The 19400-nt window shown below is 63.8% G+C and carries 20 protein-coding genes; 11 read left to right on the plus strand and 9 right to left on the minus strand.

Features of this window, described 5'->3' with window-relative positions; all coding sequences use genetic code 11:
• Nucleotides 1–103: 103 nt before the first annotated feature.
• Both IE061_RS03540 and hisD read right to left on the minus strand, forming a co-directional pair.
• The gene (locus tag IE061_RS03540) at nt 104–856 is read right to left on the minus strand and encodes an SDR family NAD(P)-dependent oxidoreductase (protein WP_193461001.1); all 753 of its coding nucleotides are present in this window, start codon (nt 854–856) and stop codon (nt 104–106) included.
• Nucleotides 853–2163, minus strand: coding sequence for a histidinol dehydrogenase (gene hisD, locus IE061_RS03545; RefSeq protein WP_039182810.1), 1311 nt, complete (start codon nt 2161–2163; stop codon nt 853–855). The genes IE061_RS03540 and hisD overlap by 4 nt, the downstream gene beginning before the upstream one ends.
• 229 nt (nt 2164–2392) lie before the next feature.
• Between hisD and IE061_RS03550 the strand changes: the two genes are divergently transcribed.
• Both IE061_RS03550 and IE061_RS03555 read left to right on the plus strand, forming a co-directional pair.
• Complete coding sequence (locus tag IE061_RS03550) at nt 2393–3322, plus strand: 3-hydroxyacyl-CoA dehydrogenase (protein ID WP_193461002.1); 930 nt, start codon at nt 2393–2395, stop codon at nt 3320–3322.
• Nucleotides 3323–3364: 42 nt separating this feature from the next.
• The gene (locus IE061_RS03555; protein WP_193461003.1) at nt 3365–4393 is read left to right on the plus strand and encodes a LacI family DNA-binding transcriptional regulator; all 1029 of its coding nucleotides are present in this window, start codon (nt 3365–3367) and stop codon (nt 4391–4393) included.
• Nucleotides 4394–4438: 45 nt separating this feature from the next.
• On the opposite strand, the gene IE061_RS03560 is transcribed toward IE061_RS03555, so the two are convergent.
• From IE061_RS03560 to dctP, 3 genes are all read right to left on the minus strand, one after another.
• Nucleotides 4439–5770, minus strand: a complete 1332-nt coding sequence (locus tag IE061_RS03560; protein ID WP_144979458.1) for a TRAP transporter large permease — start codon at nt 5768–5770, stop codon at nt 4439–4441.
• Complete coding sequence (locus IE061_RS03565) at nt 5767–6270, minus strand: TRAP transporter small permease subunit (RefSeq protein WP_039182820.1); 504 nt, start codon at nt 6268–6270, stop codon at nt 5767–5769. Before IE061_RS03565 ends, IE061_RS03560 begins: the two co-directional genes overlap by 4 nt.
• Nucleotides 6271–6333: 63 nt before the next feature.
• On the minus strand, nt 6334–7437 hold the full coding sequence (dctP, locus tag IE061_RS03570) for a TRAP transporter substrate-binding protein DctP (RefSeq protein ID WP_193461004.1): 1104 nt from the start codon (nt 7435–7437) through the stop codon (nt 6334–6336).
• A gap of 331 nt (nt 7438–7768) precedes the next feature.
• Here dctP and IE061_RS03575 point away from each other — a divergent pair, with 331 nt between their 5' ends.
• Both IE061_RS03575 and IE061_RS03580 read left to right on the plus strand, forming a co-directional pair.
• Nucleotides 7769–9979, plus strand: a complete 2211-nt coding sequence (locus IE061_RS03575; RefSeq protein WP_193461005.1) for a GNAT family N-acetyltransferase — start codon at nt 7769–7771, stop codon at nt 9977–9979.
• Nucleotides 9980–10006: 27 nt separating this feature from the next.
• On the plus strand, nt 10007–11494 hold the full coding sequence (locus tag IE061_RS03580; RefSeq protein ID WP_193461006.1) for an aminoacyl-histidine dipeptidase: 1488 nt from the start codon (nt 10007–10009) through the stop codon (nt 11492–11494).
• 93 nt (nt 11495–11587) lie between these two features.
• Here the strand turns inward: IE061_RS03580 and IE061_RS03585 are convergent, their stop codons facing one another.
• The gene (locus IE061_RS03585) at nt 11588–12064 is read right to left on the minus strand and encodes a Dps family protein (protein ID WP_039182832.1); all 477 of its coding nucleotides are present in this window, start codon (nt 12062–12064) and stop codon (nt 11588–11590) included.
• A gap of 184 nt (nt 12065–12248) precedes the next feature.
• Nucleotides 12249–13379, minus strand: a complete 1131-nt coding sequence (locus IE061_RS03590; RefSeq protein ID WP_193461007.1) for a glycerate kinase — start codon at nt 13377–13379, stop codon at nt 12249–12251.
• A gap of 117 nt (nt 13380–13496) precedes the next feature.
• Between IE061_RS03590 and IE061_RS03595 the strand changes: the two genes are divergently transcribed.
• The 4 genes from IE061_RS03595 (at nt 13497) to IE061_RS03610 (ending at nt 16154) form a co-directional block, all read left to right on the plus strand.
• A complete protein-coding gene (locus tag IE061_RS03595) occupies nt 13497–14057 on the plus strand; it encodes a hypothetical protein (RefSeq protein ID WP_081136385.1) in 561 nt (186 codons plus the stop codon).
• On the plus strand, nt 14054–14419 hold the full coding sequence (locus IE061_RS03600) for a lipoprotein (RefSeq protein WP_016916090.1): 366 nt from the start codon (nt 14054–14056) through the stop codon (nt 14417–14419). Before IE061_RS03595 ends, IE061_RS03600 begins: the two co-directional genes overlap by 4 nt.
• A gap of 29 nt (nt 14420–14448) precedes the next feature.
• Entirely contained in the window at nt 14449–15090 is a 642-nt protein-coding gene (locus IE061_RS03605) for a DUF1007 family protein (RefSeq protein ID WP_039182841.1), read from the plus strand.
• Nucleotides 15091–15152: 62 nt separating this feature from the next.
• Nucleotides 15153–16154 carry a nickel/cobalt transporter gene (locus IE061_RS03610; protein WP_193461008.1) on the plus strand — a complete coding sequence of 334 codons (1002 nt, stop codon included), beginning with the start codon at nt 15153–15155 and terminating at the stop codon, nt 16152–16154.
• Nucleotides 16155–16160: 6 nt separating this feature from the next.
• On the opposite strand, the gene IE061_RS03615 is transcribed toward IE061_RS03610, so the two are convergent.
• Nucleotides 16161–16580: an HIT domain-containing protein gene (locus IE061_RS03615; RefSeq protein ID WP_096921495.1), complete on the minus strand. Its 420-nt coding sequence runs from the start codon at nt 16578–16580 to the stop codon at nt 16161–16163.
• Nucleotides 16581–16733: 153 nt separating this feature from the next.
• Here IE061_RS03615 and IE061_RS03620 point away from each other — a divergent pair, with 153 nt between their 5' ends.
• Nucleotides 16734–16865 (plus strand): entericidin A/B family lipoprotein, encoded by a 132-nt coding sequence (locus IE061_RS03620; protein ID WP_039182850.1) that lies wholly within the window; start codon nt 16734–16736, stop codon nt 16863–16865.
• Between the two features lie 94 nt (nt 16866–16959).
• Nucleotides 16960–17310: an I78 family peptidase inhibitor gene (locus tag IE061_RS03625; protein WP_039182853.1), complete on the plus strand. Its 351-nt coding sequence runs from the start codon at nt 16960–16962 to the stop codon at nt 17308–17310.
• Here the strand turns inward: IE061_RS03625 and IE061_RS03630 are convergent.
• Entirely contained in the window at nt 17307–17912 is a 606-nt protein-coding gene (locus IE061_RS03630; protein WP_039182856.1) for a LysE family translocator, read from the minus strand. The two genes, IE061_RS03625 and IE061_RS03630, sit on opposite strands and share 4 nt — an antisense overlap.
• A 95-nt stretch (nt 17913–18007) precedes the next feature.
• On the opposite strand from IE061_RS03630, the gene IE061_RS03635 reads away from it, so the two are divergent.
• The gene (locus tag IE061_RS03635; RefSeq protein ID WP_193461009.1) at nt 18008–19396 is read left to right on the plus strand and encodes an aminotransferase-like domain-containing protein; all 1389 of its coding nucleotides are present in this window, start codon (nt 18008–18010) and stop codon (nt 19394–19396) included.
• Nucleotides 19397–19400 lie beyond the last annotated feature (4 nt).

Consider the following 19400-nt stretch of genomic DNA (forward strand, 5'->3'; position numbering starts at 1 on the left):
TTGCAAATAGTATCACCTGCGCCGATGGGGTGCAGCTCATCGGCCGCCCATTAAAAAACCCTGCCCGTGGGGCAGGGTCGAGGCGTGTAGCCGTGGGGCTCCTTCAGTGGGCGGTCCAGCCGCCATCCACCATCAGCGCGCTGCCCGTGACCAGCGCAGCACCAGGCGATGCCAGAAACACCACGGGCCCCATCAGGTCCTCCAGCTGGCCCAGACGGCCCAGCGGGATCTTGCCAATGACCTGCTCCTTGAAGCCGGGCTCGGCCAGGAACGGGCGCGTCATGGGCGTTTCCACGAAGGTGGGGCAGAGCGTATTCACCCGAATGCCCCGAGGGCCCAGCTCTACCGCCATGGCCTTGGTCATGCCTTCCACCGCAGCCTTGGAAGCGCAGTACAAGGTGCGGTTGGCGGCGCCCACGTGGCCCATTTGCGATGAGACATGGATGATGCTGCCGCCTGCGGGCATGTGGGCCACGACGGCCTGGGTGAGGAAATAGGTGGCCTTGACGTTGAGGTCCATGACCGCCGCATAGTCCTCCTGGCTGACCTCCTGCAGGGGCTTGGGTCGATTGGTGCCCGCGTTGTTCACCAGGATATCGAAGTGCCTGCCGGCAATGGCCCGTTGCAGGGCCGCGTGGTCGTTGATGTCCAGCGCGATACCTTCCGCCTGCCAGCCAGCGGCTTGCAGGCGGCCAACGGCCTCGTCAAGCGTGGCCGGGTTGCGGGCCACCAGCGTGACGCTGGCGCCCGCGTTGGCCAGCGCGCAGGCGCAGGCAAACCCGATGCCCTGGCTGGCGCCGGTGACCAGCGCCTGCATGCCGTCCAGCCTGAAGCCGGGGGCCTGGGGAAGGTTCATGCGTCCACCGCCGAGGCGTAGGGCACCTCCTGTTTGCCATAGCGGCGCACGCGCTCGTTGGCCTGTTCGGCGTGGCCTGCAAAGCCTTCCAGCATGCAGAGTCGTGAGCAGTAGCTGCCGATCTCAGCCGAGGCTTCATCGGTCAATACCCGCTGATAGGTGCAGGTCTTGAGGAACTTGCCCACCCACAGGCCGCCCGTGTAGCGCGCTGCCTTTTTGGTGGGCAGCGTGTGGTTGGTGCCAATCACCTTGTCCCCATAGGCGACGTTGGTGCGCGGGCCGAGGAACAGCGCGCCGTAGTTGGTCATGTTCTCCAGGTAGAAATCCGGGTCTTCGGTCATGACCTGAACGTGCTCGTAAGCCATCTCGTTGGCCACTTGCAGCATTTCCTCGTGGGTGTCACAGACGATGATTTCTCCATGACTCTCCCAGGCCTGGCGCGCGATATCGGCGGTGGGCAGTTTCTGCAGCAGTTCCTCGATGGCCGCCAGGGTGTCCCGGGCCAGCGCTTCGGAATTGGTCAGCAGGGCAGCGGGGGAGGTTGGGCCATGCTCTGCCTGCCCCAGCAGGTCGGTGGCGCACAGCAAGCCGTCCACGCTCTCGTCGGCAATCACCAGCGTCTCGGTGGGGCCCGCGAACAGGTCGATGCCGACACGGCCATATAGCTGGCGCTTGGCCTCGGCGACGAACGCATTGCCAGGGCCCACCAGCATGTCCACTGGCGCGATGGAGTCGCTGCCGATGGCCATGGCGCCCACGGCCTGAACGCCGCCGAGTACCAGAATCTCATCCGCGCCTGCCAGGTGCATGGCTGCCACGATGGCGGGGTGGGGCTTGCCCTTGTAGGGCGGCGCCGCCGCGATGACGCGTTTCACCCCGGCGACCTTGGCCGTCAGGACGCTCATGTGGGCAGACGCCACCATGGGGTAGGAACCCCCGGGGATATAGCAGCCCACTGCGTTCATCGGCAGATGTTTGTGGCCAAGGATGACGCCGGGGCGGGTTTCGATCTCGACCGGCTGCATGGAGGCCAGCTGCGCCTCGGCAAAGCGACGTATCTGGGCTTGGGCAAAGCGGATGTCGTCCAGATCACGCTCGGACACTTCGCTCATGGCCTGAGCAATCTCGGCTTCGCTCAAACGGAAGTTTTCCGGTGACCAGCCATCGAACTTTTCCGACAGCTCGCGAATGGCGGCGTCGCCTCGGGCCTGGATGTCGGCCAGCGTACGCTCGACGGTTTCGCGTACCTGGCGGTCCGCTTCGGCGCGGGTTTCGAGGGAGGCACCGGCTTTGAGGTGGCGAATCATGACGCTCTCCTGAAAGGATTGTTATTGGGTAGAGTCAGTTGGGTAGGGTCAGCATGATGGAGCAGAATAAGGCTAGGGCCTGTTGCATACGAATGCAAACACTTTTGGAGCATGCTATGTTGAGCCGGATGCGGGTCTTGCAGGCCCCATTTGAAATGCGCCTGCCAGGGCGGGTCGCGCCATGGATTCAGCAGGGCAAGAACAATAAAATCACATGAGGTGAGTGGCCATGAGTACACAGGTAGCCGTCATTGGCGCGGGATTGATTGGGCGTGGGTGGGCGATCGTCTTTGCCCGAGCGGGCGTCACGGTAAGGCTTCATGACGTGGACGAGCAGCAGCTGACGCTGGCCAAGGGGCTCGTGATGGCGTCGCTGTTCGACCTGCAGGACGCCGGATTGATCGACCAGCCGGAGGCCATCGCGGCGCGTATCCACTACTGCGCTGACCTTGCCAGCGCCGTGGCGGACGTCGAGTACGTGCAGGAGTGCGGGCCGGAGAACGTGGCCCTGAAGCAAGCGCTGTACAGCCAGCTGGAAAGCGTCGTGACGCCTGACACGATCCTGGCCAGCTCCACGTCAGGTATCGTGGCGTCGCAGTTTGCAGGCCACTTGCAGCATCCGCAGCGCTGTCTGGTGGCGCACCCCGTCAACCCACCGTATCTGGTGCCGCTGGTGGAAGTCGCACCCTCGGAGCAGACCCATGCCGCGGTGGTCGAACGTACCCTGGTGCTGATGCAGGAAGTGGGGCAGGCGCCCATTCTGGTCAAGCGTGAGGTGCAGGGGTTCATTCTCAATCGGCTGCAGGGCGCTTTGCTCAACGAAGCGCTGCGCCTCTTCCGCGATGGCTATGTGTCCGCCGAGGACCTGGATAAGACGGTCAAACACGGGCTGGGCCTGCGCTGGTCGTTCATGGGGCCTTTCGAGACCATCGACCTGAACGCCCCAGCCGGTGTCGTGGACTACGCCGGGCGCTATGGCCCGCTCTACCGTGACGTGGATACCCAGCGCAGCGCGGCCAACCCCTGGGAGCCCGAAACACTCGAACGCCTGGCGCAGGAGCGTCGCGAGATATTGTCGGAAGCACAGCTGGCCGAACGCCAGGCCTGGCGTGACCGCCGCCTGATGGCGCTGATGGCCCACCAGCGTCAACACGCCTAGCGCGGCGGGTGTCGGGGCCTTGCGACCAACCAGAGGATGAGCATGAAAAAACGGCCCGTGACGTCACGGCAAGTGGCAGAACTGGCGGGGGTGTCGCAGTCGGCGGTCAGTCGCTGCTTCTCTCCCCACGGCAGCATTGCCCCCCAGACCCGGGAAAAGGTATTGGCGGCGGCCCAGCAGTTGGGCTACCGCCCCAATGCCATCGCCCGCTCCTTGATTACGCGTTCGTCGCGCACCATTGCGGTCGTCATGACCCAGCTGGACAACCCGTTCTACGCCCAGATGCTGGAGTATGCCGCGCGGCGGTTTCAGCAGCATGGCTATCACCTGCTGCTGTTCATGAGCAGCAACGAGCAGCAGACGGCGGGCGTCATGGCGGACATTCTGCAGAGCCAGGCAGACGGCATTCTGATGCTGGCAGCGACGCTTTCCTCTTCGCTGGCCAGCGAGTGCGTCTCCCGGGGCATTCCGGTGGTGTTGATCAACCGTACGGTGGCCTTCGAGGGGGTCAGCCAGGTCGCCAGCGATAACTACCGTGGAGGCTATTGGGTGGGTGAGTTTCTGGTCTCTAGCGGTTATCGGCGCATCGCGCTGGTGGCCGGGCTTGCCGACTCTTCTACCAGCAGTCAGCGGCGTGATGGCTTCATGGCGGCGCTGGCGGCGCAGGGTGTCAGCTGTTGGGGGGAGGCATGCGGCGACTATGACTTCGCGACAGCCCAGGCGGCGACCCGCAAGCTGTTCGAGGCGGCGCCCTACCCGGATGCAGTCTTTGCTGCCAATGATCATATGGCCATTGCGGTGATCGATACGCTCAGCGGCGAGCTGGGGCTGCGGGTGCCTGAGGACGTGGCGGTGGTGGGGTTCGACGATATCCCCATGGCGGCCTGGCCGAGCTATCGGCTCACCACCGTTCAACAGTCGGTCGAGCCCATGGTGGACGAGGCGGTGGCTCTGCTGCTGGCGCAAATCGCCAGTGGGCAGGTCGCGGGGGAGCGGAAAGTATTGCCGGTGACGCCCATCGTAAGGGCCAGCGCCCCGGCAACGGGGCGTGGTGTTGCGTCATCTTCATGAAGTTTGCCGCCTTGCACGGCAAGGCGGCAACGCGAGGGCGTCAGCTTAGCCCAGCAGCATGCGGGGCAGGCCGGTGACCAGCCACGGGAAGAACGACATCAATACGCACGCCAGCAGGATCAGCGCCACGAAGGGAACGACCGCTTTGTAAAGGTCGACGATCTCCACCCCAGGCGGTGAAACCCCTTTCAGATAGAAGAGCGCATAGCCAAACGGTGGCGTGAGGAAGGAGGTTTGCAGCACCACGGCCACCATCACCACGAACCACAGCGGATCGACGCCCATTTGCTGAACGATGGGCAGCATGATCGGGAAGCTGAGCAGGACGATGCCCGTCCAGTCCAGGAACATGCCCAGAATGAACACCAGAAACAGCATCATGATCAGCGCGCCGGTGGTGCCGCCCGGCATGGCCAGCAGCAGGTCCTGAATCACCTGCATGCCGCCGCCCCGTGAGAACACCCCGGTGAAGGCGGTCGCGCCCACCAGCACCAGCATGACCATGGTAGTGGTCTTGCCTGCTTCCAGCAGTGTCTTGAAGCAGGTGGAGACCCGGCGGTCACCAAAGATCAAAAACAGGATAAAGGCAATGAACACGCCGATGGCCGAGGCCTCGGTAGCGGTGGCCACGCCGGTGAAGAGCGCGCCGAGTACCCCGAGGATCAGCGACATGGGCGGCACCACGTACTTGCCCAGCATGATCAGCAGTTGCCGAGTGCTGACTTCCGCACGCTCTTCCTTGGGTACCGGAGGGCCATAGGAGGGCTTGAAGTAGCAGATCAGCAGTACGTAGAGCGCGTACATCACCCCCAGCATCAGGCCGGGAATCATCGCCCCTGCAAACAGGGCGCCTACCGATACCGGCGAGTAGCTGGCCATCAGGATCAGCATGATGCTGGGCGGAATCAGGATGCCCAGACAGCCGCTGGCCATGATGACCCCGGTGCTCAGCTCCTTGTTGTAGCCATACTTGAGCATCGGCACCAGCGCAATCATGCCCATGACGGCAATGGAGGCGCCCACGATACCGGTGGTGGCGGCCAGCAGGACAGAGACGATGACCACGGTCAGTGCCAGCCCGCCCCGCAGGTTGGCCAGCAGCAGGCGCATGGCATCGAACATCTTTTCGGTGACCCCGGAATCGTTGAGAAACCGTGCCATCAGGACGAACAGCGGTATGGCAACCAGCACGTAGTTGTCCATGGCGTTGCCGAAGATGTTGTTGATCAGGGTGCCCAGCACTCGCTCGCCAGGGCCGAGAAAAGCGCCGATGACGGCAACGCCGCCGAGCACGAAGGCCAGAGGGTGGCCCATGAACAGGCCGATCAGCAGCCCGCCAAACATCACCAGCGCCAGCAGTTCAGGACTCAGGTTCATGCTGATTTCTCCTCGCGCAACTGCATGATGGCCCGCAGTACGATGGCAATGGCCTGCAGCAGGATGAGGGCAGCCGCCACCACGATAACGCCTTTGATCGGGTAGACGGGAATCGACACCATGCCGTAGGTGGTTTCACCCCGGGTATAGGAGCGTTCGAAGAAGCGCCAGCCGTAGGTCAGCAGCATCCAGATGAAGGGAACGAAGAAAATCACGTAGGCCACGACTTCGATCAGGGCCTGACGCTTGCGTGACAGCAAACGTTTCAACACGTCGACCTCGACATGGGCGTGGTGGCGCAAGCCGTAGGCAGCCATCAGCATGAAGTGGGCACCAAACAGCATCTTGGTAACATCGAACGCCCAGTCGCTGGGGCGGCCGAAGAAAAAGCGTGACGCAATGTCGTACAGGACGATGAGGGTAATGATGGCAATCAATGGCGCGATCAATCGCCCAAACAGCTCATTGATTGCATCGATCGCCTTGGCAATCGCATTCATGGAAGATCTCCGCGGTCAGCACACAAAACCGCCCCGGGCAGCCCGGGGCGGTGCAGAAACGCCTTACAGGCAGGCTTCGATCTCTTCCAGTGAGGGCAGGTTATCCATGGTGCGGCTCATGTTGAAAGGAGCCGAGACGTCACGCCATTTGGCGTAGTCTTCCAGGTAGGTCACCATGGAGTGGTAGACCTTGGCGTGGTCGCTGTTTTCACAGGCGCCGCGCACGATGACCTCGTTGGTGATCTCCTGAATACGGGCCAGGTCTTCGTCAGAGAACTGGTTGATGGTGATGCCTGCATCGATGAACCTTTGGGTGGCATCGGTGGACTCACGCTCGGACCAGGCCAGCGACCAGGCCATGGTGGCGTCGGCGGCAATACGCAGCTTCTGCTGGGTCTCTTCCGACAGCGCGTTCCAGGCGTCGAGGTTGATCATGACACCGAAGACGCTGGCGGACTGGTGCCAGCCAGGCGTGGCCCAGTAGTCGGCCACTTCGGCAAAGCCTGCGTTGTAATCCACGCCGGGGGTGGAGAACTCACCGGCATCGATCACGCCACGTTCGATGGCCTGATAGACTTCGCCGCCGGCCAGGGTTACCTGAGAGCCACCCAGGGCTTCCAGTACGCGTCCCTGGTCACGGCCAGAGAGACGCAGACGCTTGCCTTCCAGGTCGGCAATGCTTTCGATGGGCGTACGGCCCATGAAGCCGGACTCGTTGTTGAGCGCGGCATAGGGCAGGTACATCATGTTGTACTGGCCGTAAATCTCTTCGTACAGTTCACGGCCGCCCCACTGCTGAATCCAGTTGATGTAGTCAACGGCGTTGAACAGGCTGGTGGTGGTGGCCAGCGGCGAGAACGCGGGGTTCAAGCCTGCCCAATAGCCTGGCCAGTCACCGGCGGCTTCGATACTGCCGGTTTCGGTGGCATCGAACACTTCCGTGCCGGGCATCAGCGTACCGCCCGCGCGGAAGTTGATCTGTACTTCGTCTCCCGCCAGCTGGTTGACCAGCTCGGCCCAGTGCTGATCGAGCTTGATCAGGTCGAGGTTTTCGGGCCAGGTGGAGGTCATGGTCCACTGCTCTTGTGCTTGAGCAGTCGTGGTGAGAGCGGCAAATGCGACACCAGCAGCAAGGCTGGTCAAGGAAAATTTTGTAGTCTTTTTCATTATCAATTTCCTGGTACTTTGGCGGTTGGCGTTATTAGTGTTGATTACCTGAAAGCAGGAAAGCACAGCGAGCAGGCCTGACGTTTACGTAAAGTAAAAGCGGCCAAGGCTGTACCGCTAAGCTAGCACACTCCCCCCGCTGCGGCGCAATATCAGAGTTTGCAGGAAGTTAACGCACGCCATGAAACATCGATTGATGTAAAAGTTGTTTAAAAACATTTGGTTGTATCATTATTTAAACGGTTAGGCAGGTCTGGATGGCGCGTTGAAGCGTTGAAAATGTGTGCCTTGTTGTACCAAAGTTGTAAGCAATCGACCCTTGAGGAGCGTGATGAGCGAAGCAAGTGATGACCGCCGCATATCACTACTGGTGGGCCATGCGCGGCGCTGGCAACGCCGCCGTTGGCGGGGGCTCGTGTGGCTCAGCGGGCCTGCCGAGCACGTTCGCCGACTGGCGCTCACGCTGTGGCACGCCCAGCCGTGGCAAGCGCCACTGTGGGTGGGCGACCCGCAGGAAGCCCCCGTGTCGCCTTGCCTGCCCGCAGCCAAAGCGCGCACGCGGCTGGGGGCCGAGCATCAGCTGATCGTCATGGACGTCAGCGGTCGTGACGGGCTGGACCCGGACGCCCTGGGGGCGCTGGCCGGCACGCTGACGGCGGGCGGCATACTGCTGCTGGTAACCCCCGAGCCATGGGGTGAGCGCCCCGACCCGAACTACGCACGGTTTGCCGACCACCCCTGGGAATGGACCGCGCTGAGCAGCTTTTACCTGGCACGTTTGGCGCGCCAGCTGGGTGCTTCGCCTCAGGTGGTGCGCTGGCCGGTGGCTGGCCCGCTGGTGCTGTCCAGGCTGCCCGCCGGGCAGCCCTCGCCACGCCGCCCTGAAGACCCCGCCTGCCTGACGCCCGACCAGGCCCGTGCGGTCACGGCCCTGAGCAAGCTCAAGCGTCGCCGCCCGCTGGTCATCACGGCCGACCGAGGGCGCGGGAAAAGTGCGGCGCTGGGCATTGCCTGTGCGCGCTTGCTGCAACAGGGGAGCTACCCGCGGCTACTGGTCACCGCCCCCAGAGCCAGCGCGTTGGACAGCCTGTTCGAGCGTGTCATGGCGCTGTGCCCTGAGGCGCAGCGCCGCGGCCACGAGGTGCAGCTGCCTGCCACGGGAAGCTCGCTGTGCTTCTTGCCACCCGACCTGCTCGATACCCAGCTGGATCAGGGCACGTTGGGAGGCAACGGGGCGCTGCTGCTGGTGGATGAGGCCGCGGCACTCCCAGCGGCCATGCTGGCCCGCTGGCTGGCCGCGTTCCCGCGTATGGCCTTTGCCACGACGGTGCATGGTTACGAGGGCTCTGGCCGGGGCTTTGCGCTGCGCTTTCGGCAGGTGCTCGAGCGCCAGACGCCCCAGTGGCGGGAGCTGACCCTGGAAACCCCGATTCGCTGGGCAGCCAATGACTCTTTGGAAAGCGTCATTCAACAGGCACTGCTGCTGAACGCGCCGCTGCCTGAGGCCCACGCGCATGGCCTCATCGACGCGCAGACCCTCAGCCTGAACCAGGCACAGCTGGCCGCCAACGAACCGCTGCTGGAGCAGCTGTTTGGCCTGCTGGTGCAGTCGCACTATCGCACCACCCCCAGCGACTTGCGACAGCTGATGGATGGCCCCGGTACGCGGCTGCGCATGGTGATGGCAAGCCAGGGGCACGCCTCGGCTGCTTCCACGGGGGCCACCGATACGGCGCCGCTGGCAGTGCTGGTCACTCGGGAGGAGGGCGGCTTTGACCCGGCGCTGGCCGAACAGGTGGCGCTGGGCCAACGGCGGCCCCAGGGGCATTTGCTGGCCCAGTCCCTGGCGGCTCACGGAGGGCATCGCGAGGCGTTGACCGCCCGCTGGCGCAGGGTGGTGCGCATTGCAGCTCACCCTGAACGGCGCCGCGAAGGGCTGGGGCGCAGGCTGTTGGCAGCCGATATGGCCAGCGCAGCAGAGCAGGGCGTCGCGCTGTATGGCGCCACCTTCGGCGCGGAGGCGGGGCTGCTGTCATTCTGGCTGGCCCTTGGGTTCACTCCGGTACGCCTGGGCGTGACCCGGGAAGCCGCCACGGGGGAGTATGCCATCATGGTCGCCAAGCCGTTGAGCGAGACCGGCCAGGCCGTATTGCACAGTATGCAGCAAGGTTTTGTGGCGTCTTTGCAGGGGCTATTGGCCTTCGAGCTACGCGATTTGCCCGCGCCGGTGGTAGCGCTGCTGCTGTCGGAGCTGCCTGAACGGCCGCTGAGTGCCGTGGAGCGACAAACGATCCACGACGTGGCCTATGCCCATCGCGACCCCGCCCTGGCGCGGGCTGCCTTGCAGGCGCTGGGGCGGGAGGCCAGCCGTGCGCCGCTGGGAGAGGCCCGGCTAGCGCATCAGCAGCTGGTGGCCTGGGCTTACCAGAATCAGCCGCTGGCCGATGCCCCGCGCGAAGCCACGCAGCAACTGCGCCGAGTGACACAGCAGCTGATGACCGCGTCGATGCTTTTCTCGGATGGGCAGGAGCGGTTAAAGTAGCTCGGTTATCGATGACGAAGAGTTTCCATGAACGCACATCTAGAAGCGCTCGCGCCCACGTTGGTGTGGCAGCATTTTCGCACGCTGTGTAATACCCCTCGGCCATCGGGCCACGAGGCAGCGCTGGTCGCCAAGCTGGAAGCCTGGGCCGATGGCCTGGGACTTGCCCATGACCGGGATGCCTTCGGCAACCTGCGTATCCAGAAGCCCGCGTCGCCAGGGTGTGAGGCAGCGCCGGGCATCATCCTGCAGGGGCACCTGGATATGGTGGCGCAGGCCAACGCTGGCCAGGCCCACGATTTCACGCGGGACCCCATTCGCACGGTGGTCAAGGAGGGGTGGCTGCACGCCGAAGGCACCACGCTGGGGGCCGACAATGGCATGGGCGTGGCCGCCATTCTGGCCGTGCTGGAGGACCCGGAACTGACCCACGGGCAGCTGGAAGCGCTGTTCACCCTGGAGGAAGAGACCTCCATGGGTGGGGCGCTCAATCTGGCCGAGCAGTGGCTCGAGGGCTCACTGCTGCTCAACCTCGATAGTGAAGACCGTGGCCAGGTCTACATCGGCTGCGCGGGCGGTGCCGACGTGGTGGTGGATGCCCAGCTGCCTGGTACTGCGCTGCAGCCCGATGAGCAGGTCATCTCGCTCTCCTTGACCGGCCTCAAGGGCGGTCATTCGGGCATGGATATCGACAAGCCGCTGGGCAACGCCAACCGACTGCTGGTACGCGTGCTGTGGGCGCTGGAAGCCTTCGATGCACGGCTGGTGAGCTATCAGGGCGGCACCCTGCGCAATGCCATTCCCCGTGAAGCCTTTGCCCAGGTGGCGCTGCCCGCCGACGATGTCGAGGCCGCGCTGGCCACGGTGGAAACCCTTGCCAGAACGCTCAAGGCGGAGCTGGGAAGCGGTGATCCTGGCCTGGTGCTGACGGCTACGCAAGCGGCCCCTGCCGAGGCCGAACCGCTGACCCGCGACGCCAGCGCCATGCTGCTGGCCGCCTTGCATGCGGCTCCTTGTGGGGTCGAGCGGATGAGCGCCGATGTGCCGGGAGTGGTCGAAACCTCCAACAATCTTGGCGTGCTGAGCGTGGAGCAGGGACGTTTTCACCTCTGCGCGCTGGTGCGCTCGCTGCACGACAGCGCAGCGATGGCCATGGCCGGGCGCTTCCAGGCGCTGTTCGGGCTGATGGGTGCCCGCGTAAAGGTCGAAAATGGTTACCCAGGCTGGGCGCCCAACCCGGAAAGCCCGCTGCTGGCCACCTTCAACACTCGCCATGCGGCGCTGATGGGGCATGCTCCGGAGGTGAAGGTCATTCATGCCGGACTGGAGTGCGGGATTCTGGGCAGCAAGTACCCTCATCTGGACATGATCTCGTTCGGGCCCTTGATTCGCGGGGCTCACTCACCGGACGAGCGCGTCGAAATCGCTTCCGTGGCGGAGTTCTGGGCCATGCTGCGTGATCTGATCGAAACCCTGGCCAGGCAAACCGCCGACTCGGCCAGTCGCCAGGTCTGATCTGCCATGCCCGCCCAGCAACATTGGCGGGCAACAAAAACGGCACCGCAAGGGTGCCGTGGGTGGTGTCTCGGCGGTGCGCCGCCGAGAGGCCTACTTGCCCAGGTAGGCGTTGAGCATCCAGACGGTCTTTTCCTGCTCGCGAATGTAATCGCCCGCCTGAGAAGCGGTACCTTCGTCGTCGGCGTCCGAGGCCAGCGACAGCAGTTCGCGCTGCAGCTCGATCAATGTCTGATATCCGGTGAGCACGCCTTTGACGCAGGTTTTGCCGTCGTGAACGTCCTTGTCTTCCTGAATGCGCGACAGGGCGATGTAGTCGCTGTAGGCGTGGACAGGCTTGTGCCCCAGAGTCAGGATGCGTTCGGCGACTTCGTCCACTTTGGTCAGCAGGTCGGTGTAGAACTCTTCGAACTTGGCATGCAGCTCGAAAAAGTCGTTACCCTTGACGTTCCAGTGGTAGCCCCGCACGTTCATGTAGAAAATCTGGTAGTTGGCCAGTAGATGATTCAGCTTTTCCGCAAGCTGGCTGGCGCTGCCTTCGTGTAGGCCAATGCTGTTGGTATCTTCCATTGTCTGCTCCTCCATCGTTTCGTTTTTTCCAGCTTAAGGCCCTGGTTGGCCAATGCAAAACAGGTTTTTTGCATCGCTACCATAGCGGCCTGCCATGACCGGCGGTGAGCTGGCGACGGCTGACTCATCGCGACTTATCAAGAGATGTTGGCGACCCGGCGATTTTTCAAGGGGGCCGCCGCCGTCAATGGGCCAGCCACAGCCGGGCTATGCTGTCGCAGCGGTCGCTGAGCAGTTCAGCGGTACGCGGCAGGGCGTCTTCCAGGCCCATGGGGCCATCGGCCAGGGCAAAGGCGGCGGTCACGCCTTCATTCAAGCAGGCCTGCCAGCCCTCCCCCAGGCTGCCCGCCAGCACGATGACCGGCTTACCCAGGCGCTGGGCGGCGCGGGCCACGCCAATCGGGGTCTTTCCAGAGAGACTCTGGCCATCCAGGCGGCCTTCGCCGGTGATCACCAGATCCGCCTTGGCCAGCAGGCTGCTCACCTGGGCTTGCTGCATGATCATGTCGATACCCGGCGAGAGTCTGGCGTTCAAGAAGCTGCTGGCGGCAAAGCCCATGCCGCCCGCGGCACCCGCGCCTGGCATGTCTCGGTCATCGCGACCCAGGGCTTCTACGGCGAGCGTGGCAAAGTGCCCCAAAGCGCGGTCGAGGGTGGCCACGTCGTCGGGGCTGGCCCCCTTTTGCGGCCCGAACACGGCGCTGGCACCGCGCTCACCGAGCAGCGGGTTATCCACGTCCACGGCGGCCGTGACGTCCAGGCTGGCCAGCCTCGGGTCCAGGGTGGTGAGGTCCAGCGTGGCCAGCTGCTGCAGGGCAGCCCCACCGGGAGGCAGCGGTTGGTCGTGCTGGTCGAGCAGCCTGGCCCCCAGCGCCTGAAGCATGCCGGCGCCCGCATCGTTGGTGGCGCTACCGCCCAGCAGGAGCAGGGCCTGGGTGGCACCGGCGTCCAGGGCCGCCAGGAGCAGTTCGCCCACGCCATGGGTGCTGGTATGCAGTGCGTTGCGCTCGTCGCTGTTCAAGTGCTGCAGGCCACTGGCTTCTGCCAGCTCGATAAACGCGGTACGCTGCTCGCCAAGCCAGCCCCAGCGGGCCTGGCGGGGTCTGCCCAGGGCATCTTGAACGGTGAGCGTGCGACACTCTGCCTGAGTGGCTGCCATCAAGGCATCCAGGCTGCCCTCGCCGCCATCGGCCAGCGGGCAGAGGTGCGTGATGGCCGAGGGTGCCGCCCGTGTAATGCCGTGTGCCATGGCCTGGGCCGCTTGTTCGGCGCTCAGGGCATCCTTAAAACTATCCGGGCAAAGCAGTACATTCATCGCACAATCTCCTTGAAACGTTGTCTCAGCGTATTGTCGTTCTTTTTCGTGTTAGCCAGCGAGCTTAGCGTGCTGCTGGACCGCACACCAGTCGCACAAAGGGCAAGAGGAATTCACATGAAGGTTATCCCGATCAGCATGACCTGCCTGCTGGCCTTGGCCGGCTGCCAGACAGTGCCAGACCGCTTGCCCCAGGCCGAGCCTGGGCCTGCTGCGGCCTGTGCATTCCCGGTCCATCAGGCAGCCGACTCCCTGGCGGCGGTCACTCGTGCTGTCGATGTGCTGGAAGCGTGGGGCTTTAGCCTGGACGCCACCGACACTCGGCTTGGCCTGGTCAGCGCCTCCCGCGAGCGCGAGCTGGTGGGATATTATGACCGTTATGATTATTACTCCCCCTACGGCAGCGGCTTCCGGCTGTTTGGCGGGATGGGCGTGGGACGCGGCTCCAGCATCGGCCTGGGCGTGGGCGGGCGTTTTGGTGCGGGCGCCGGGCAAACGCCCACGGAAGTGGAGCGTGTATCGGTGCTGGTCAGTGATGCGCAGCTACGCCTGTCTCGGGACATTCGCCGTTTCGATCACTTCGGTGAGCAGCGCGAGGCCTACAGCGCCAGTAACGATGACTTTTGCGGACGCTTTCAAACGGCCTTTCAACAGGCCCAGGGGCAGGGGGGCTTATGAGCCGTTTCATCAAGTGGGGAGCCGCGCTGGTCACACTGCTGTGGCTGGCCGGATGTGCAACGACGCAGCCGCTGGAAAGCCGCGACCTGCACTACCGTGCCGATACCGAGCAGACGTTCCGTGAGGCCGTCGCGATGATGATCGAACAGGGGTATGTGGTGCGCCATGCCGATATGTCCCTGGGGCGGGCGGAAGCGGTGCTGGCCCGCTGGCCCGGCTACCGGTTGCAGCTTCAAGTGAGCGAATCGGGCGGCGGCACGCTGGTGCGGGTATCTGCGCTCAGCGGCAGCCAGCCGATTCCCCCGTACGTGCTGGACCCGTGGCTGGTGGAGTTGCAAAGCAGATTAGGAGAGTTACCGTGACGTGGAAAACAGCCAAACGCTGGGGGTGGATGAAAGGAGCAGCCCTGGGCATGGGGCTTGGGCTGGCCAGTGGTAACGTATGGGCGCACCCCCATGGCTGGATCGATCTCAGCATGCGCGTGATCACCAACGAGGCGGGTGAGGCCACTGGCGTGCATCAAACCTGGCGCATGGATCCGTTTTACAGCCTGGTGGTGTTCGAGGAGCTGCAGCAGGTGCCCGGCGCGTCGCTGGAAGAGGGCCTGGACCAGCTGGGCAGCGATATCCGCGACAATCTGGTGCCCCAGCATTACTTTACCGAGCTGCGTATCAACCGCCAGCGCCTGGCCTTTGGCGAGGTGACGGAGTATACCGCCATGGAGCGGGATGGCCGTTTGACCTTCATGTTCATACTGCCCCTGGAGAGCCCTCAGCCGTTGCAAGGCAACGTGCTGGAGTACCAGGTCTTTGACCCTACCTATTACATCGAAGTGGTGCATGAGGCCGATAACGATGGCCCCAGCAAGGGGGCGCTGGTGTTGAATGGCGAGCCCGCCTGCGAGCTGAGCATCATCGCGGCCGATCCAGACCCCGAACTGGTGCTGCAGGCAGCCCTGCTGGACGTGGACGAAGAGGGTGAGCCGGGCCTGGGCCGCCACTTTGCCGAGACCGGCAGGGTGGATTGCCGCTGACGCAGACGCCTGCTATCGTATATCAATTTGTTACTTTATAACTTTTTTGCCGTGGAGGGAGGATGCCGGTAACACGACAACAGTTGGCCTGGGCAGCAGGCGGTATTCTGTGTGCCATCCTGTTGGTCTGGGTCGTGCAAAGCAATCTGCAGGGCGTCAGCTATCAGTTGTTGGGCTGGCAGCGCGACTTGCATCGCAGCCTGACGCTGGCCATCACGGAACTCTCCCGCACGCCGTCTACGGGTGCGTGGATGACGCTGCTGGGAGTCAGCTTCGCCTATGGCGTGTTTCATGCTGCGGGGCCTGGTCATGGCAAGGCGGTGCTGGCCACTTACCTGGCTTCCCATGGGGGAGCGACCCGGCGTGCACTGGGGCTGTCGTTTGCGGCTTCCTTGCTGCAGGGTGTGACGGCCATCGTCATGGTCGTGGTGCTGGTGCACGGACTGGGGTGGGTCACTCGGCAGGCCATGGGGAGCGTGGTCTGGGTGGAACAGGCGAGCTTTCTGCTGGTGGCGCTGCTGGGCGTCTGGCTATGCTGGCGTGCCATCAGGCAACTGCGCCACGCCCATCGTGCGCAGGCGCCGGTGGCCGAGCCCCACCATCATGAGCACAGCCACAGCCACAGCCACGATCATGCCCACTGCTGCGGCGGAGCCCACCATATCGAGCCACAGCAGGCGCTGGAGTGGCGTACTGCGTTGATGACGGTGGGGGCCATTGGCATGCGCCCCTGTACCGGGGCCGTGTTGATGCTGGGGGCTGCCAGCCTGCTGGGGCAGTTCCATGTGGGGGTGGCCTCGGTGCTGGTCATGTCGCTCGGTACCGGTATCACCGTTTCGGCGCTGGCCATGGCCAGTATCGTGGCGCGGGGCTGGGCGACACGGCGGCTGGAACGACAGCAGAGCCAGCAAGTGGTGGAGAAAGTCGCGGGATGGGTCGCCCTCACGGGGGGCGCGCTGATCGTGGCGCTGGGCGTCTCCTTGTCGTTGGCGGGAGCAGCGCAGCCTGCCAGCGGCCCGCTGCTGAGCGAGCCGCCGAGTCGCAGTGTACTGCCCGGCGGCTGAGGCAGCCTAGACGCTCAAGCCATTGATCAGGGCGAGCAGCTGTTCACGCTGCTTGCCCTGGCCGGGAAGCTCATACGGCTCAGGCGTGCCGTTGCCCCATACCGGGGCTGGCCAGCTGGCATCGTCGCGGTAGCGGATCACTACGTGAAGGTGCAGTTGGCTCACCACATTGCCCAGGGTGGCGATATTGAGTTTGTCGCCGTGATAGGCCTCTTTCATGGCCGCTCCCAGGGCCGAAGCTTCTCGCCACAGCTGGGCCTGGTCTGTGTCGCTTAGCTCGAAGACTTCGCTGACATCGTTGACGCGGGGCACCAGCACCACCCAAGGGTAACGGGCATCGTTCATGAGCAGCACACGACACAGGGGCAAGTCGGCCAGTGGGAAAGTGTCTGCTTCCAGGCGAGGGTCGAGAATCAGGTCGGCCAAGTGACGTCTCCAGGTGGGGCTTGATGGCAAGCGTAGGTTCAAGGCTGCAGCATAGCAGGCGAAATACCGAAAATCTGTTACGCTAAGACGGGAGCCGCTTCGTTCTCGACGAAGGGAGGCTCGAAGGCGACATCACTTGTTAAGGAGAACATGATGAAAAAATTACTGGCGACAAGTTTTATCCTGCTGATCACTGCCGGTGCGCTGGCGGGCTGTAATACCGTGGCAGGCGCAGGCCAGGATGTTCAGGAAGGTGGTCGTGCCGTTCAGGATGCCGCTAGCTGATCAAGGCGGGCTTTGAGCAAGCAAGGGTCAGGCAGTCATGCCTGACCCTTGCTTTTAGAGGACGACCATTAAGCGCTTTTCTTGAGGAACACGCATGCCACTTCCCCGTTTCACCTTCCGACATACACGTGCCCTGACGGCACTGCTGGCTGCCTTGCTGCTGGCCGCTTGTACGTCCCAGGCTCCCAGTGAACCAGCTCCCGAACCTCCCGTGGTCGGCAGCGCGCCGGTGGACGCCGAGGCGGTCTGTGATGCCGATGCCGTGGCCCATGCCATTGGCTCGCCTTTCGACGAAGCCCTTGTCGAAGCGCTGCGCGACGAGAGCGGTTCCCGGCATGTGCGGGTATTGCGGCCTGACAGCGCGGCGACCATGGATTACCGGGAAGATCGTTTGAACATTGTGTTGGGCAGTGACGAACTGATCGAGGCCGTGCGCTGCGGCTAACGCAGTATCAGCCATACGCAGGCAGCGGTGAGCACCCCCATGGTGATGTTGAAGGCCCGCCATGCCCGGTCGCTCTTGATCCATTGCCCGATGGCGCTGCCAAACGCGGCCCAGAGGGCAATGCAGGGTAGCGCGACCAGTTCGGCAAAGCTTGCCAATACCAGGGCGTTCACCACGGGCTGCCCGCTCTGCGGCAAAAAGCTGGCCATGAGGGCCAGTCCCATCACCCACGCTTTCGGATTGGCGAACTGAAACATGGCAGCCTGCCAGAAGGTGAGCGGCACACTGCGCTGCTGGCGGTTCAGGTTGGGCGGCGGTGCCGTGGCGATCTTCCAGGCCAGGTACAGCAAGTAGCCGCTGCCTGCCCAGCGCAGCAGGTTCTGCACCACGGGAAAGCGTTCGAACAGAACGCCAAGCCCCAGCGCTATGGCCGAGAACAGCAAAAAACAGCCGCCCAGAATGCCCCACATGTGAGGCAGCGTGCGCCGAAAGCCAAAGTTGGCCCCGGAGGCGGTCAGCATGAGGTTGTTAGGCCCTGGGGTGAGTGTCATGGACATCATGTAAAGCGCTGCCGGGCCCAATACTAGCCATTCACTGTTCATTTTGTACCCATACAATTTTTGGTTTGAGTTGTTTTGCCTGCCTGATTTCCAGCATAATTGCCCCTTGATCACCGTCAAAGGTTTTTATTGTCACCATGACAATTTGGGTGCCACATATTGATTCGCATAGCGGTCCTCGCTATCGCGCCATTGCGCTGGCCATCGGAGAGGCCATCCAGCGGGGTGAGCTGGCGCCCGGTACGCGCTTGCCACCTCAGCGGCATCTGGCCGATGTGTTGGGCGTCACGGTAGGTACGGTCACCCGCGGCTATGCCGAAGCAGAGCACCGCGGCTGGGTCACGGCTCGTGTGGGCAGTGGCACCTATGTCAAGCCGCTCCAAGCTCGCCACGTCTTCGATACGCTCCATGAGCGGGAGAGCGGTCTGACCGACCTCAGCTTGAGCCTGCCGCCGCCCCATCCATTGAGAGCCCAGGCGCTGAGTACGGCGCTGCAGGCCCTGAGCAGCGAACCGGACGTGCTGAAACGCGGAATTACCTACTCCGGGGCGCAAGGGAGCGAGCACCATCGCCAGCTGCTGGCACGCTGGCTGGGCCGGCTTGGCATGGCCCTGGCGGCCGACGAACTGCTGGTGACCCAGGGTGGGCAGCATGCCATCAGCCTGGTGCTGAGCACCCTGCTGCGCCCCGGCGAGCTGGTCGCCGCCGACGCCCTGACCTATCCCGGCGCCATCAGCGCTGCGCAGCAGGCCCATCTGAAAATGGTCGGTATCCCCTTCGACCAGGAGGGCATGAGCATGGCAGCGCTGGAGGCGCAGTGCGCGCGCCAGCCGCCACGGCTGATCTATCTGACCCCCGATCAGAACAACCCGACGGGCACCTGCCTCAGCGAAGAGCGCCGCACCCAGCTGGTGGCGCTAGCCCGGCGATACGATATATGGCTACTGGAAGATGGCGTTCAGTACCTGCCGGTAGAGCAGCGCGGTACGCCGCTCTACCAGCTGGCCCCGGAGCGCACGCTGTTCGTGTTCAGCACGGCCAAGGTGCTGGCGGGTGGCCTGCGTATCGGCGTGCTGCGTGCACCGCCAGCGCTATTGGAGCGGCTTGCGGCGGGGGTGCGGGCGCAAAGCTGGATGGTGCCGCCGCTGATGGTGGATGTTGTCTGCCACTGGATTGCTCAGCCAGCGGCCAGCGAGTTGCTGGCCTGGCAAACCGGTGAGTTGACGGCCCGCCAGACGCTTGCCGAACAGCTCCTGGCAGGCTATGCCCTGGGCCGTCGGCCATCTGGAAGCAATGTGTGGCTGGCGCTGCCCGAGGGCGTGCGTGCCCTGGAGCTGTGTACGCGGCTTCAGCAGGAGGGAGTCAAGGTGGAGAGCGCCGAGCCTTTCTGCGTGGGCAGTGCCCCGGCACCTCAGGCCATACGCATCTGTATCGGTGCAGCACCGGACCAGACCGCCCTGGTGTCGGCGCTGAACACCGTACGTGCCAGCCTGGCGCAGCCGCCGCTGGCCACCACCACCGTTTGATGCC

This window comes from Vreelandella hamiltonii (genome assembly GCF_014651795.1).
Classification (GTDB): domain Bacteria; phylum Pseudomonadota; class Gammaproteobacteria; order Pseudomonadales; family Halomonadaceae; genus Vreelandella; species Vreelandella hamiltonii.

What these genes read in the sequence shown, in the direction of transcription:
- IE061_RS03625 (WP_039182853.1), top strand. Translation starts at nt 16,960, where the DNA reads ATGCCACTTCCCCGTTTCACCTTCCGACATACACGTGCCCTGACGGCA.
- IE061_RS03590 (WP_193461007.1), bottom strand. Translation starts at nt 13,379, where the DNA reads ATGAATGTACTGCTTTGCCCGGATAGTTTTAAGGATGCCCTGAGCGCC.
- IE061_RS03595 (WP_081136385.1), top strand. Translation starts at nt 13,497, where the DNA reads ATGAAGGTTATCCCGATCAGCATGACCTGCCTGCTGGCCTTGGCCGGC.
- IE061_RS03550 (WP_193461002.1), top strand. Translation starts at nt 2,393, where the DNA reads ATGAGTACACAGGTAGCCGTCATTGGCGCGGGATTGATTGGGCGTGGG.
- IE061_RS03560 (WP_144979458.1), bottom strand. Translation starts at nt 5,770, where the DNA reads ATGAACCTGAGTCCTGAACTGCTGGCGCTGGTGATGTTTGGCGGGCTG.
- IE061_RS03555 (WP_193461003.1), top strand. Translation starts at nt 3,365, where the DNA reads ATGAAAAAACGGCCCGTGACGTCACGGCAAGTGGCAGAACTGGCGGGG.
- IE061_RS03575 (WP_193461005.1), top strand. Translation starts at nt 7,769, where the DNA reads ATGAGCGAAGCAAGTGATGACCGCCGCATATCACTACTGGTGGGCCAT.
- IE061_RS03585 (WP_039182832.1), bottom strand. Translation starts at nt 12,064, where the DNA reads ATGGAAGATACCAACAGCATTGGCCTACACGAAGGCAGCGCCAGCCAG.
- IE061_RS03610 (WP_193461008.1), top strand. Translation starts at nt 15,153, where the DNA reads ATGCCGGTAACACGACAACAGTTGGCCTGGGCAGCAGGCGGTATTCTG.
- IE061_RS03630 (WP_039182856.1), bottom strand. Translation starts at nt 17,912, where the DNA reads ATGAACAGTGAATGGCTAGTATTGGGCCCGGCAGCGCTTTACATGATG.
- IE061_RS03635 (WP_193461009.1), top strand. Translation starts at nt 18,008, where the DNA reads ATGACAATTTGGGTGCCACATATTGATTCGCATAGCGGTCCTCGCTAT.
- IE061_RS03580 (WP_193461006.1), top strand. Translation starts at nt 10,007, where the DNA reads ATGAACGCACATCTAGAAGCGCTCGCGCCCACGTTGGTGTGGCAGCAT.
- IE061_RS03620 (WP_039182850.1), top strand. Translation starts at nt 16,734, where the DNA reads ATGAAAAAATTACTGGCGACAAGTTTTATCCTGCTGATCACTGCCGGT.
- hisD (WP_039182810.1), bottom strand. Translation starts at nt 2,163, where the DNA reads ATGATTCGCCACCTCAAAGCCGGTGCCTCCCTCGAAACCCGCGCCGAA.
- IE061_RS03540 (WP_193461001.1), bottom strand. Translation starts at nt 856, where the DNA reads ATGAACCTTCCCCAGGCCCCCGGCTTCAGGCTGGACGGCATGCAGGCG.
- IE061_RS03605 (WP_039182841.1), top strand. Translation starts at nt 14,449, where the DNA reads ATGAAAGGAGCAGCCCTGGGCATGGGGCTTGGGCTGGCCAGTGGTAAC.
- dctP (WP_193461004.1), bottom strand. Translation starts at nt 7,437, where the DNA reads ATGAAAAAGACTACAAAATTTTCCTTGACCAGCCTTGCTGCTGGTGTC.
- IE061_RS03600 (WP_016916090.1), top strand. Translation starts at nt 14,054, where the DNA reads ATGAGCCGTTTCATCAAGTGGGGAGCCGCGCTGGTCACACTGCTGTGG.
- IE061_RS03565 (WP_039182820.1), bottom strand. Translation starts at nt 6,270, where the DNA reads ATGAATGCGATTGCCAAGGCGATCGATGCAATCAATGAGCTGTTTGGG.